The organism is Streptomyces anthophorae (assembly GCF_049310305.1).
Taxonomy (GTDB): domain Bacteria; phylum Actinomycetota; class Actinomycetes; order Streptomycetales; family Streptomycetaceae; genus Streptomyces.
Window position 1 is genome coordinate 6,061,982 of record NZ_JBLWQQ010000001.1, and the last position, 13,933, is coordinate 6,075,914.

The 13,933-nt window shown below is 72.1% G+C and carries 8 protein-coding genes; 3 read left to right on the forward strand and 5 right to left on the reverse strand.

All coding sequences use genetic code 11. The features are described from left to right. Positions 1 to 598: 598 nt before the first annotated feature. Positions 599 to 2,554 (reverse strand): amylo-alpha-1,6-glucosidase, encoded by a 1,956-nt coding sequence (locus tag ACNYS0_RS27475; RefSeq protein ID WP_422477108.1) that lies wholly within the window; start codon positions 2,552 to 2,554, stop codon positions 599 to 601. Beyond that, on the reverse strand, positions 2,551 to 3,900 hold the full coding sequence (locus ACNYS0_RS27480; RefSeq protein ID WP_422477109.1) for an MGH1-like glycoside hydrolase domain-containing protein: 1,350 nt from the start codon (positions 3,898 to 3,900) through the stop codon (positions 2,551 to 2,553). Before ACNYS0_RS27480 ends, ACNYS0_RS27475 begins: the two co-directional genes overlap by 4 nt. Positions 3,901 to 4,025: 125 nt before the next feature. Between ACNYS0_RS27480 and ACNYS0_RS27485 the strand changes: the two genes are divergently transcribed. From ACNYS0_RS27485 to ACNYS0_RS27495, 3 genes are all read left to right on the forward strand, one after another. Further along, positions 4,026 to 5,228 (forward strand): ROK family protein, encoded by a 1,203-nt coding sequence (locus ACNYS0_RS27485; protein WP_422477110.1) that lies wholly within the window; start codon positions 4,026 to 4,028, stop codon positions 5,226 to 5,228. Between the two features lie 417 nt (positions 5,229 to 5,645). Further along, complete coding sequence (ppdK, locus tag ACNYS0_RS27490; RefSeq protein ID WP_422477111.1) at positions 5,646 to 8,363, forward strand: pyruvate, phosphate dikinase; 2,718 nt, start codon at positions 5,646 to 5,648, stop codon at positions 8,361 to 8,363. 202 nt (positions 8,364 to 8,565) lie between these two features. Continuing rightward, a complete protein-coding gene (locus ACNYS0_RS27495) occupies positions 8,566 to 9,492 on the forward strand; it encodes an oxidoreductase (protein WP_422477112.1) in 927 nt (308 codons plus the stop codon). An 81-nt stretch (positions 9,493 to 9,573) separates the two neighbouring features. On the opposite strand, the gene ACNYS0_RS27500 is transcribed toward ACNYS0_RS27495, so the two are convergent. From ACNYS0_RS27500 to nirB, 3 genes are all read right to left on the reverse strand, one after another. Next, the gene (locus ACNYS0_RS27500) at positions 9,574 to 10,848 is read right to left on the reverse strand and encodes an LPXTG cell wall anchor domain-containing protein (protein WP_422477113.1); all 1,275 of its coding nucleotides are present in this window, start codon (positions 10,846 to 10,848) and stop codon (positions 9,574 to 9,576) included. Positions 10,849 to 11,038: 190 nt separating this feature from the next. Beyond that, positions 11,039 to 11,401, reverse strand: a complete 363-nt coding sequence (gene nirD, locus ACNYS0_RS27505) for a nitrite reductase small subunit NirD (RefSeq protein ID WP_422477114.1) — start codon at positions 11,399 to 11,401, stop codon at positions 11,039 to 11,041. Further along, positions 11,398 to 13,932 (reverse strand): nitrite reductase large subunit NirB, encoded by a 2,535-nt coding sequence (gene nirB, locus ACNYS0_RS27510; protein WP_422477115.1) that lies wholly within the window; start codon positions 13,930 to 13,932, stop codon positions 11,398 to 11,400. The genes nirD and nirB overlap by 4 nt, the downstream gene beginning before the upstream one ends. Between the last annotated feature and the right edge of the window lies 1 nt (position 13,933).

Genomic DNA, 13,933 nt, shown 5'->3' on the forward strand with positions numbered 1-13,933 from the left:
GCCGGCCTACCCGCAGGCAATCGCCCGTGTGCCCCGCCCATCTCCCACCACCCGCCCCCTCCGGGGGCGTCGGCCTCGCGGGGTGCGCCGCCCGGCCCGTCTCCCCGCCTGTTGCAGTCGGCCGCAACCACCTGGGCAATCCACCGTCAGGCTCGGATCCCGCCCGTTGTGGTCGGCTGTCACCGCCTGGGGTAATCCGCCGCCCGGTCCGTCTCCCCGCCCGTTGCGGTCGGCCGCCACCGCCTGGGCAATCCACCGTCAGGCTCGGATCCCGCCCGTTCCGGTCGGCAGCCACCGCCTTGGGCAGTCTGCCGCCTGGGGCGGCAGGGTGGGCAAGGCGGCGCCCCGGTGCCGCAGGCCGATGCGGGTGGCTCCGGCCACGGTGCGGCGTACCCCGTGGGGCCGTAGCCCCCGGAGGGGGCGGGCGGGTGGGAGGTGGGGCAAGGGATGGGATGGGATACGGGGCGCCGAGGACCGAGGGGCGAGGGGGCAGAGGGGCCGGGGTAGAGGTGCCGGGGCAGAGGCGCCGGGGCAGCGGGGGACCGAGGCGCGAGGGGGGCAGAGGCGCCGGGGCAGCGGGGCAGCGGGGCCGGAGGGCCTAGCCGGACATCGCGGTGAGCAGGGCCAGTGGTGCTGCCGCCGAGCGTGACTCCCGGGCGCATGCGTGTGGGTAGGGGACCGGGCCGGGGTACGCCGAGCGGGCGTACCCCGCGATGACCTCCGGGAGGCGGCCGCCGCACGCGGTCGACGCCGCGATCAGACCGGCCGCCACCGTCCGCGCCTCGTCATGCAGCCCGTACCGCGCGAGGCCGAGCGCGATGAGGGCGTTGTCGTGCGGCCAGACCGAACCCCGGTGGTAGGAGAGCGGGTGGTACGCGGCCTGGCCGGAGGCCACCGTGCGGACGCCCCAGCCGGAGAAGAAGTCCGGTTCGAGGAGTCGGCGGCCGACCGCCTCCCCGTACTCCTTGTCGAGGAGGCCCGACCAGAGCAGATGACCCGCGTCCGAGGCGAGCGCGTCCAGCTGGCGGCCCTCGCCGTCCAGGGCCAGCGCGGGAAAGCCCTCGTCCGCCATCCAGAAGTCCCGTACGAAGCGGTCCCGCAGATCCGCCGCCGCCTGCTCCAGCAGATCCGCGTAGACCGTGTCGGACCAGACCGTGCGCGCGAGCGTCGCCGTGCGGCGCAGCGCGTCGTACGCGTATCCCTGCGCCCCCGCCGCCATCACGGGGCCCGTCGCCCGGCCGCCGTCCGCGGAGCAGATCGCGCCGGGGGAGTCCTTCCAGTTCTGGTTGGCGAGGCCGCCCCGGTCGGCGCGGTACACGAGGTAGCCGCGCGAGGTGAGGCCGCCGTGGTCGAGCATCCAGCCCACCGCCGCCCGCGCCTGGGACTCGAGGCGCCGCGCCGGTGCCTCGTCCCCGGTCCGCTCCACGTACGCGCCGAGCAGGACCAGGAACAGCGGCGTCGCGTCCACCGAACCGTAGTAGCGGCCGTAGGGGACCTGGCCGAAGTGGGCCAGCTCCCCGTACCGCACCTCGTGCACGATCTTCCCGGGCTGGGCGACCGCGCTCTCGACCGGCTCGGTGGCCTGCGTCGCGGCCAGGACGGGGAGCGTCGCCGCGGCCAGTTCCGGCCGGTACGGCAGGGCGAAGAGCGAGGTCAGCGCCGCGTCCCGGCCGAGCAGCGTCAGGAACCACGGCACCCCGGCCGCAGGCACCAGATGCCGCTCCCCGTCGGGCCCCGCCGCCGGTACCCGCAGCGCCGCGAGGTCGGCGAGCCCCCGCGTACAGGCGTCCGCGAGTTCGGGCCACGCGCCAGGAAGCTCGATGCCCGCGGTGAACTCCCGTACCGTGTCGGCCAGTTCGGCCGCCACCGCTGCCGGGCTCACCGCCGCCCGCACCGGCTCCGCCCCCGAGGGCCGCGCCACCACCCGCAGCGTCAGCTCCGCGGCGCCCTGCCCCGCGAGGTCCAGCGACCACACGAGGCGGCGCGCCCCGGTGCCCGTCTCCTCCACCGCGTCCGGCGCGGGCTCGCTCGTCACCGTTGTCGTAGAGCGCCAGTCGCCGCGCGTGTACGTGAACTCCACTCCGTCGTCGAGGACTTCGCGCGTGCGCACCGCCCCGGTCTTCACATACGTACGGTGGTCGGAGCGCAGCTCGAACTGATCGGTGAAGTCGGCGTCCACCGTGAGCGCGATCCGCACCGTCGTCGGCACCGGGCGGTTCGAGACGACCTTCAGGAGCTCCACGAACGAGCCCTCCGCCACCGCCTGTTCGCGGAACAGCGTGTACGCCGACGGCTCCTGGCGCCCGCCGCGCGGCACGAGCACGCAGCGGCCGACGCCCTCCTGCTCGTACGACATGGGGGTGAGGACCTCGGGCGCCGCTCCGTCGACGGTGAGCTGCCAGCGGCACAGGTGGCGCGCGTCCCGCACGAACAGGCCGTCCGGCGAGGAGCCGCCGCGCAACGCCGTCAGCGCACCGGACGGGTCGGTCGCCGCGAACGTCCTTCCGTGCACCAGGAGTTGATTGCCCTGCCCATGTCCGTACCCATCCGTCATCGCGACGTCCTCTCGGCCAGCAGATCCAGCGTCAGCGCGGCGGTCCAGCCGAAGCCGCGGGCGCCGCGGCCCGCCCCCGTCCGGGGATCGACGTACTCGGCGAAGTCCGATGCCCCCGCGACATCGAGCATCGCGGCGCGCAGGCGCCCGGCCCGCGCGTGCTCGCCGTGCAGCCGCAGGCCGTGCTCCAGGAGCCAGTTGGTGTTGAACCAGGCGGGGCCGCGCCAGTAGCGGTGCGGGTCGAAGGCCGGTCCGGTGAGGTCGTAGCTGGGCGCCATCCGCACCAGGCCGCCGACGCCGAAGCGCGGGCCGCACGCCGCGTCCACGAGCGCCCGCACCACCTCGCGCGGCAGCGTCGGCAGGATCAGCGGCAGCAGCCCGGAGACGCCGTACTCGCGGACGAGGCCGCCCTCGCCGCGCAGATCCCGGCAGAAGAACATCCCGGCCCGCGGGTCCCACAGCCGCCGCACCAGCGCCGCCGTGAGCCGCTCCGCGCGCGCGTGCCGCGCCGTCCCCGCGGCCCCCAGCTCGCAGGCGATCCGGGCCAGCGCGTGCTCGGAGGCCGCGAGCAGGGCGTTGAAGGACGGGTCCTCGACCGCGAACCCGCCCTCCCCGTCCGCGTACTCGGCGTCCCGGTAGTCGGCCGCGAGGCGTACGTACCGCCCGTAGTCGAGGTCCGTCGGCCGGTCCTGGGCCGCGCCGTGCTCCAGGTCCGCGCGGCGGAAGTTCCGGGCGGGGGAGACCCGGCGGAGCGGGGCGTCCCAGCACGGGCTGTTGTCCATGCCCTGCTCCCAGGGGTGGATCACGGAGGCGAGGCCCCCGCCGCCGTGGTCGCGGCGGTGCAGGAGGTAGCGGTGCCAGGCGGCGAGCCGGGGGTACACGCGGGCCAGGAAGCCGCGGGAGCGGGAGAGGCCGGGGTCCGCGCGGTGCACGAGCCAGGCGGCCAGCGCGTGCACGGGCGGCTGCACGATGCCGGAGGTCTGCACGGCGGCCGGGGCGCCCGCGGCGCGGCCCGCGGTGGAGGAGCGCCAGAAGTCGGGGCTCGGGAAGTAGGCGTCGAGCGCGACGGCGGGGTTGAAGACGATGTGCGGGATCCGGCCGTCGCCCCACTGCGCGGCGAGCAGTGTCTCCAACTCGCCCTGGGCGCGCAGCGCAGAGACATGGCGCAGGCCGATCGCGATGAACGCCGAGTCCCACGACCACTGGTGCGGGTAGAGCGTGCGCGAGGGAACGGTCGAGGTCCCCGTCCAGTTGGCATCGAGCACGCGCGCGGCGCGGTCCCGTAAGGAGGAGCGGGGCCGCGCGGGCCGCAGCGCTCCGCCGCGCCGCTCGGTCGTGTGCTCCACAGGCTTTCCCACACCCCTTCCAACGGGTGTCGGTTACGCGGTTCACCGCATAAGGTTACGTCTATTTAACACGCAAAACCCAGAATGTAACGCGCAGTTGGTGAACACAAGGGGGTCACGACGGCATGGCGGGGAATCGGGCGAGCGCCGGAGAGCTGCTGCACCTGGTGCGCAGCGGCAGAGCGACCACGCGGGGCGCCCTCCAGGACGTGACGGGCCTGTCCAGGGCCACCGTCGGCCAGCGCCTCGACCGGCTCTTCCGCGCGGGCTGGCTGCGCGAGGGCACCGCGGAGCCGGTCAACTCCCGGCTCGGGGGCCGCCCTTCGGTCCACCTGGAGTTCGACGACGCGCACGCCGTGGTGCTCGCCGCGGACCTCGACACCCGGCACGCCCGCGCCGCCGTCCTGACCCTGAACGGCGAGGTGCTGGCGGAGCACACGGACACCCTCACCGTCGAGGACGGGCCCGAGCGGGTGCTGTCCCACCTCGGAGGCTGGTTCGGCGACCTGCTGCGGAAGGCGGACCGCTCGCCGGACCTCGTGTGCGGGATCGGCCTCGCGGTGCCGGGGCCCGTCGACTTCGCGTCCGGCCGGGTCGTCCAGCCGCCGATCATGCCCGGCTGGGACGGCTACGACATCGTGGGCCGGCTCGCCCGCGCGGCCGCCGAGGGCGCGGGCACCCCGCAGGACGTCCCGGTCCTCGTCGACAACGACGCCAACCTCATGGCGTACGGGGAACAGCGCACCGCCCACCCGGACTGCCGCGCCTTCGCCCTCGTCAAGGTCTCCACCGGGATCGGCGCGGGCGTCGTCGTGGACGGCGCGGTCTACCGGGGCATCGACGGCGGCGCGGGCGACATCGGGCACATCCGGGTGCCGGACGGCGCGGACGCGCTGTGCAAGTGCGGCTCGTACGGCTGCCTGGCCGCCGTGGCCAGTGGCCGGGCCGTGGCCCGCCGGCTCACGGAGGCGGGCGTCCCCGCGGCCTCCGGCTCCGATGTGCGCGAACTGCTCGCCGCGGGGCACCCGGAGGCGCTGCGGCTCGCGCGGGAGGCGGGGCGCTCCGTGGGCGAGGTGCTCGCGACCGTGGTGACGCTCCTCAACCCCGGCGTTCTCATGATCGCCGGAGATCTGGCCGGAACTGCCTTCCTCACGGGAGTCCGTGAACTCCTGTATCAACGGGCACTGCCCCGCTCGACCGCGCACCTGGACGTGGTCACCTCCCGGCTCGGCGAGCGCTCGGCGCTCATCGGAGCGGGAGCGCTGGTGGTGGAGGAGCTGTACGCCCCCGGGCGGGCCGAGCGCCGGCTGGCCGCACTGGGCCTGTGACGCGCCCGTTTCGTCCCCCGAGGGGCGTCCGCATGCTGGAACGGGACCGTCCGCGAGCCGCTTCAAACGGCGTGATTCTCGCCACCCCTGATCGGGGTTGCGCTCAGATGAGCGATTAAAGCCCGTCTGCACTTCTCCAAGCCGTGGCACTCAGTGCCAACGCTCGATCATTTATGCCCTGAACGCACAAACGAGCAGAGGGCGCTCATGTGAGCAATGAAGGGGGTCTACGGGGGTAGTGTCTTCAAGTAATGAACACAAGGTCAAAGGGCTCACCTCCCGTGCATCAACTTCGATCTCCTGGCGGACGGGTGGTTACGCCCGTATGACAGCTGAGTGGACGTACCCACAGGCCTTGGATCTGGGTATGTTCCTCGCCGTCAGGGCAGCCACCCGAGCCTCGAGGAGTCGAGACCCGTGTCGGAAAACAAAGATCCTCAGGTAGCGAAGTTCGTTTACGACTTCACCGAGGGCAACAAGAACCTCAAGGACCTTCTCGGCGGCAAGGGCGCGAACCTCGCCGAGATGACCAACCTGGGCCTTCCCGTCCCTCCGGGCTTCACCATCACCACCGAGGCCTGCAAGGTCTACCTCGACAGCGGCGAGGAGCCGGTGGCACTCCGTGACGAGGTCACCCAGCACCTCGACGCGCTCGAGAAGAAGATGGGGAAGAAGCTCGGCCAGGCCGACAACCCCCTTCTGGTGTCGGTCCGTTCGGGCGCGAAGTTCTCCATGCCCGGCATGATGGACACCGTCCTCAACATCGGTCTCTCCGACAAGTCGGTGCAGGGCCTCGCCAAGCAGGCCGGCGACGACCGCTTCGCCTGGGACTCGTACCGCCGCCTCATCCAGATGTTCGGCAAGACCGTCCTGGACATCGACGGCGAGCTCTTCGAGGACGCTCTGGAGAAGGCCAAGGCCGCCAAGAAGGTCACGGTCGACACCGACCTGGACGCCGCCGAGCTCAAGAAGCTCGTCACGCGCTTCAAGAAGATCGTCAAGACCGAGGCCGGGCGCGACTTCCCGCAGGACCCGCGCGAGCAGATGGACCTCGCCATAAACGCGGTCTTCGAGTCGTGGAACACCGACCGGGCCAAGCTGTACCGCCGCCAGGAGCGCATCCCCGGCGACCTCGGCACGGCGGTCAACGTCTGTTCCATGGTCTTCGGCAACCTCGGCCCGGACTCCGGCACGGGCGTCGCCTTCACCCGCGACCCGGCCAGCGGCCACCAGGGCGTCTACGGCGACTACCTCCAGAACGCCCAGGGCGAGGACGTCGTCGCGGGCATCCGCAACACCGTGCCGCTCGCCGAGCTGGAGCAGATCGACAAGAAGTCCTACGACCAGCTCATGCAGATCATGGAGACCCTTGAGAACCACTACAAGGACCTCTGTGACATCGAGTTCACCATCGAGCGCGGCCAGCTGTGGATGCTCCAGACCCGCGTCGGCAAGCGCACCGCCGGTGCCGCCTTCCGCATCGCGACGCAGCTCGTCGACCAGGGCCTGATCGACGAGGCCGAGGCCCTCCAGCGGGTCAACGGCGCGCAGCTCGCGCAGCTGATGTTCCCGCGCTTCGACGACGAGGCGAAGGTCGAGCTGCTCGGCCGCGGCATCGCCGCGTCGCCCGGCGCGGCGGTCGGCAAGGCGGTCTTCGACTCGTACACCGCCATCAAGTGGTCGCGCTCCGGCGAGAAGGTCATCCTGATCCGCCGCGAGACCAACCCCGACGACCTCGACGGCATGATCGCCTGCGAGGGCATCCTCACCTCGCGCGGCGGCAAGACCTCGCACGCGGCCGTCGTCGCCCGCGGCATGGGCAAGACCTGTGTCTGCGGCGCCGAGGAGCTGGAGGTCGACACCAAGCGCCGCCGGATGACCATCGGCGAGACCGTCGTCGAGGAGGGCGACACCGTCTCCATCGACGGCTCCACCGGCAAGGTCTACCTCGGTGAGGTGCCCGTCGTGCCCTCCCCGGTCGTCGAGTACTTCGAGGGCCGCATGCACGCCGGCGCCGACGACGCCGACGAACTCGTGGGCGCCGTGCACCGGATCATGGCCTACGCGGACCGAGTACGCCGCCTGCGCGTACGCGCCAACGCCGACAACGCCGAGGACGCGCTGCGCGCCCGCCGCTTCGGCGCCCAGGGCATCGGCCTGTGCCGCACCGAGCACATGTTCCTCGGTGACCGGCGCGAGCTGGTCGAGAAGCTGATCCTCGCCGACACGGAGGGCGAGCGCGAGGAGTCCCTGAAGCTCCTCCTGCCGCTCCAGAAGCAGGACTTCGTCGAGCTGTTCGAGGCGATGGACGGCCTCCCGGTCACCGTCCGCCTGCTCGACCCGCCGCTGCACGAGTTCCTGCCCGACATCACCGAGCTGTCGGTCCGCGTCGCGCTCGCCGAGTCCCGCAAGGACAACAACGAGAACGACCTGCGCCTGCTCCAGGCCGTGCACCGGCTGCACGAGCAGAACCCGATGCTGGGTCTGCGCGGCGTCCGGCTCGGCCTCGTCATCCCCGGCCTGTTCACCATGCAGGTCCGCGCCATCGCCGAGGCCGCCGCCGAGCGCAAGAACGCCAAGGGCGACCCGCGCGCCGAGATCATGATCCCGCTCGTCGGCACCGTCCAGGAGCTGGAGATCGTCCGCGAGGAGGCCGACCAGGTCATCGCGGAGGTCGAGGAGCAGACCGGCGTCAAGCTGAAGCTCGCCATCGGCACCATGATCGAGCTGCCCCGTGCCGCCCTCACGGCCGGGCAGATCGCCGAGGCGGCCCAGTTCTTCTCCTTCGGCACGAACGACCTCACGCAGACGGTCTGGGGCTTCTCCCGCGACGACGTGGAGGCGAGCTTCTTCACCGCGTACCTGGAGAAGGGCATCTTCGGCGTCAGCCCGTTCGAGACGATCGACAAGGACGGCGTCGGCTCGCTCGTGAAGTCCGCCGTCGAGGCAGGGCGTGCCACGCGGCCCGACCTCAAGCTCGGCGTCTGCGGCGAGCACGGCGGCGACCCGGAGTCGGTCCACTTCTTCCACGAGGTCGGACTCGACTACGTCTCCTGCTCCCCGTTCCGCATCCCCGTCGCCCGTCTGGAGGCCGGCCGCGCGGCCAGCAGCTCCGAGGGCAGCGACCACCGCTGACCGGCGGACGGAGCCCGGCAGACCTCACCTGACGGGCCCTGAACTCCGGGGCCGCCGCGAGTCCCCGACCCTCACCGATTCGCGGCGGCCCCGGTATCCACGAAAGGGCGGCACCCCTGTGCGGGGGGTGCCGCCCTTTTCCGTGCGTGCGTACCCTTCGGTAACCCCCACTGACGACGTCCCCCCGAAGGAGAGCCGACCCATGAGCGGCTGGAGCGCGACCGACATCCCCGACCAGCAGGGCCGTACGGCGGTGGTCACCGGAGCCAACACCGGCATCGGCTACGTCACCGCACGCGAACTGGCCCGCGCGGGCGCCCACGTGGTCCTGGCCTGCCGCAGCGAGCCGCGCGGCACCGCGGCCCTGGACCGGCTGACGTCCGAGGTGCCGGGCGCGCGGGCCGAGTTCGCGCCGCTCGACCTCGGGGACCTCGCCTCCGTACGCGCCTTCGCCGAGGCCCGCCAGGACCGCCCGCTCGACCTCCTCGTCAACAACGCGGGCGTGATGGCCCTCCCCTTCGGGCGCACCGCCGACGGCTTCGAGACCCAGTTCGGCGTCAACCACCTCGGCCACTTCGCCCTGACCGGGCTGCTGCTGCCGGGCCTGCTCGCGGCGCCCGCGCCCCGCGTCGTCTCCGTCTCCAGCGGGCTGCACGCCCTGGCCAACATCGACATCGCCGACCTCAACAGCGAGCGCAAGTACGGGCGTTGGGTCGCCTACGGGCGGTCCAAGACGGCCAACCTGCTGTTCGTGCACGAGCTGGCGCGACAGGCGCGGGCGGCGGGCGCGAAGCTCGTCGCGGCGGCCGCGCACCCCGGGTACGCGGCGACCGAACTCCAGGCGCGCGGCGCCCGGATGGAGGGCCGCAAGGGCATGGAGCGGTTCTTCGACGTCGGCAACCGGTTCTTCGGGCAGCCCGCGGCGGCCGGGGCACTGCCGACGCTGCGCGCGGCCACGGACCCGGGCGTGCGCCCCGACGACTTCTACGGCCCGCGCGTGCTGATGTGGCGCGGCGCCCCCACCACGTCCTGGCGGGCGTCGTGGACGCTCAACGACGCGGCGGGGGAGCGGCTGTGGGCCGCGTCGGAGCAGCTCACGGGCGTGGACTTCAAGGCACTGGGCCGGTAGGGACACCGGGCCGAAAAAGACGCCGGACCGGCACCCCCTCCAGCAGGGGTGCCGGTCCGGCGTCGGTCATCGGTGCGAGCCTCAGCCGTTGGCACCGGCCTTGCGGCGGCGCACCACGTACACCGCACCGGCGCCGAGCACCACGGCCGCGCCGCCCGCCAGGCCGATCGTCGGCAGGGCGGAGGACGAGCCGGTGTGGGCGAGCGAGCCGTCGGTGGAGCCCGTACCGGAGTTCGCCACGGGGGAGGCACTGCCCTGCGGCTTCGGCTTGTTGCCCTTGTCGGCGGGGGTCGTGGAGTTGCCTGCGCCGACCGGGTTGATGGTGAACTCGTAGATGGCGGGGTCGCCGAAGCCGCAGCTCTCGTCCTTGTTGAGGTACTGGCCCACGGCCAGGCTGCCGCCGTAGCCGGCCGGTGCCGAGCGGTCGACCGTCAGACGCAGCGACAGGTCGACGTGCGCACCCGCCTTGACGTCGGTGAACTCGCCCGCGTAGTCGAACTCGCCGATGGTCTTCCAGGTGCCGTCCTGCTTGGACTTGAGGTGCAGCTTGTCGGAGATGTCCTTCCCGCCGACCTTGGCGTCCGCGCCCACGACCACGATCGGCAGCACCTCGTCGAGGGTCCGCTTCGTGTTGTTGGTCAGGCGCAGGCCGAAGTCGACCGTGGAGCCGGCGGCGATCTTCGACGGCAGGCCGGACAGGGCCGACTTGAGGGCGACGCCCTCCGTGCACTGCGGGTCCTCCGGGTCCGCCGGGTCGCCCGGCTCGCCCGCCTCGTCCTGCGCGTCGGCGAGCGCCTTCTCGGCGGCCTTCTTCGCGGCGCGGGTGGTCTTCACGTCCTGGTCGGCCTGGTGGATCTTCCGGGCGATGGCGACCCGGGCGTCGTCGAGGGCCGTCTGCGCCGCGGTGGCCTTGGCGTCGGCGTCCTTCTTGGTGGCGGCAGCGGCCACCGCGGCGGTCTTGGCGTCGTCCAGTTCCTTCTGGGCGGCCGCCTTGTCCTCGTCGGTGGTGGCGGCGTCCAGCTTCGCCTGCGCGTCGGTGACGGCCTGGTCGGCGGCCGTCAGGGCCGCCGCGGCCTCGTCGGCGACCTTCTTCGCGTTGTCGCGGTCGACCCGGGGCGGATACGACGGAAGATCCGTGTCGTCCATCTCCTGCTGGAGCGCCTTCCAGGTGGCCACGGCCGTCCGGTACGCCTGCCGCGCCTCCTTCACCGCTTTCCGCAGCTCGGCTATGGAGGGCTTCTGCTCGGTCTGGGCCGCGGGCTTCGTGTCGGCGAACGCCGGAGAGACGGACAGCAGCGCCACCGGAGCGGTCACGGCGGCGACTGCGGCTGTCGCGAGAATCTGACGGATCTGCACGGGACGCCCTCTGTTCGGATCGGAGTAAGGCGCGAATAAGCGCTGAGGTGCCGAGATCCTAAGGCGGTTCGAGGGCGCCCGTGCGGGGCTTTCTGTCCGGGTGTAAGCGGTGTTCTGCGCTTACTGGGGACGAAATCCGGACGGATTGTGAAAGTTGCTCTCTATCCCTGTGTTTTCTCTGTGACTGATGTCACTGCCGTTCTTCACGCACCGCGTACGTCCGGACGGCGACCCCGTCGTCGTCCAGGCACCGCCCCGTCTCCAGGTCGAAGCGCTGCTTCAGGAGCGGTGAGGCCACGAACGGCCGTCCGTCCGCCGAGCCGAGCAGCCCCCGAGAGAGCACGGACGCACCGGTGAACGGGTCGGTGTTGTCGATCGCGTACACGCGGCCCGCGCGGTCCATGAACACCGCCGCCTGGCGGCCGTCCGGCAGCAGCACGGCGACGCCGCGCCCCCCGCTCAGGCGGGCCGACTCGCACACGGCCAACGGCTCGCCGTCCACGTCGAGTTGCACAAGGGTCGTGGTGGTCGTCAGTTCAGGGGCAATGGTCATCGGACAGCCAGTCCTTCCAGGGGGATCAGCGGCAGCTCGGGCTTGATCTGGTCGCGCTCGGGCATGAAGCGGACCGTCGGGTCGGGGGTGTCGGGGGCGTTGACGAAGGACACGAAGCGGGAGAGGCGCTCGGGGTCGTCGATGGTCTCGGCCCACTCGTCGCGGTAGTGCGCGACGTGCGCCCGCATCAGGGCCTCGAGCTCGTCGCAGATGCCGAGCGAGTCGTGCACGACGACGTCCCGCACGTGGTCGAGCCCGCCCTCGATCCGCTCCAGCCAGGCCGCCGTGCGCTCCAGACGGTCGGCGGTGCGGACGTAGAACATCAGGAACCGGTCGATGAGCCGGATCAGTTCGGCGTCGCTCAGGTCCTGGGCGAGGAGGTCGGCGTGGCGCGGTGTCATGCCGCCGTTGCCGCCCACGTACAGGTTCCAGCCGTTGGCGGTGGCGATGACGCCGAAGTCCTTCGACTGGGCCTCCGCGCACTCGCGGGCGCACCCGGAGACCGCCGACTTCAGCTTGTGGGGTGCCCTGAGGCCCCGGTAGCGCAGCTCCAGGTCGATCGCCATCCGGACCGAGTCCTGCACCCCGTAACGGCACCAGGTCTGTCCCACGCACGACTTCACGGTCCGCAGCGCCTTGCCGTACGCGTGCCCGGACTCGAAGCCGGCGTCCACCAACCGGGCCCAGATCATGGGCAGTTGGTCGACCCGCGCGCCGAACAGGTCGATGCGCTGGCCGCCCGTGATCTTCGTGTAGAGGCCGAAGTCCCGCGCGACCTCACCGATCACGATCAGCTTCTCGGGCGTGATCTCGCCGCCGGGGATCCGGGGGACGACCGAGTACGAGCCGTTCCTCTGGAGATTGGCGAGGAAGTGGTCGTTGGTGTCCTGGAGGGCCGCCTGCTCGCCGTCGAGGACATAGCCGTCGGCGCCGATCGACGGGGCGAGCGAGGCGATGATCGAGCCGACGGTCGGCTTGCAGATCTCGCAGCCCTCGCCGCCGCGCGCACCCTCCCTGCCGTGCTCGTCGAGGAGCTGCGCGTACGACGTGATCCGCTTGACGCGGACGATCTCGTACAGCTCCTGGCGGGTGTGCTCGAAGCAGCCGCACAGCCCGTCGTCGCCGGACTTCGGCAGGAGCTGGCCGATGAGCTTGACGCAACTGCCGCACCCCGTACCGGCCTTGGTGCACTTCTTCACCTCGGGCAGCGAGGTGTGCTCGCAGATCTCGCCCTTGGTGACGTTGTGGCAGGAGCAGATGACGGCGTCGGCGGGCAGCGCCTCCGGGCCGAGCTGGGCGGGGGCGCCCGCACCCGCCGGGAGGACCAGCTGCTCGGGGGCGACCGGCGGCACGGTCCCGGTGAGCGCGCGCAGCGTCCCGTACGCCTCCGCGTCGCCGACGAGGATGCCGCCGAGCAGCTCGCCCTTGCCGCCGATCACGAGCTTCTTGTACGTGCCCGAGCGCGAGTCCGAGTAGACGACGTCGAGGCAGCCGTCGGTGGCGCCGTGCGCGTCGCCGAACGAGGCGACGTCGACGCCGAGCAGCTTGAGCTTGGTGGAGAGGTCGGCGCCGGTGAAGGACGCGTCCTCGTCGGCGATGGTGTCGGCGGCCGTGAGCGCCATCTCGTAGCCGGGGGCCACGAGCCCGTACACCCGGCCGTCGCAGGCCAGCGCGCACTCGCCGATCGCGAAGACGTCGGGGTCGCTGGTGCGGCACCGCTCGTCGACGCTGATGCCGCCGCGCTCGCCGACCGTGAGGCCCATGTCGCGGGCGAGTTGGTCGCGGGGGCGGACACCGGCGGAGAAGACGACGAGGTCGGTGGCGAGTTCGCTGCCGTCCGACAGCTTCATGCCCCGTACGGCGTCGGTCGCGTCGTCGGTGACGATCTCCTGGGTGCCGACGCCCGTGTGCACGTCGAGCCCCATGTCCGAGATGGTCCGCAGCAGGGCAGCGCCGCCGCCCTCGTCGACCTGCACGGGCATCAGGCGCGGCGCGAACTCGACGATGTGGGTGGAGAGTCCGAGGCCCTGGAGCGCGCCCGCGGCCTCCAGGCCGAGCAGGCCGCCGCCGACCACGGCGCCGACCGTCGCGTTGTTCTTCGCGTACTCCTCGATCGCGTACAGGTCGTCGATCGTCCGGTACACGAAGCAGCCGGTGGCGTCCTTGCCGGGCACCGGCGGGACGAACGGGTAGGAGCCGGTGGCCAGCACGAGCGTGTCGTAGGGAACCTTGAGCCCGGAGCGGGCGTGCACGGTGCGGGACTCGCGGTCGACGACCACGGCGGGATCCCCGACGTACAGCTCGATGCCGTGCTTCTCGATGAACTCCGGGTCGGTCATGGAGAGTTCCTCGGGCGTGGTGCCCGAGAAGTACGAGGTGAGGTGCACGCGGTCGTAGGCGGGGCGCGGCTCCTCGCACAGGACGACCACGCGGTGCGACTCGGTGAGCCCGCGCTCGGCGGCGGCCTCCAGGAAGCGCTGGCCGACCATGCCGTGGCCGACGAGTACGAGGGTGGGCATTGAGGTCGCCATG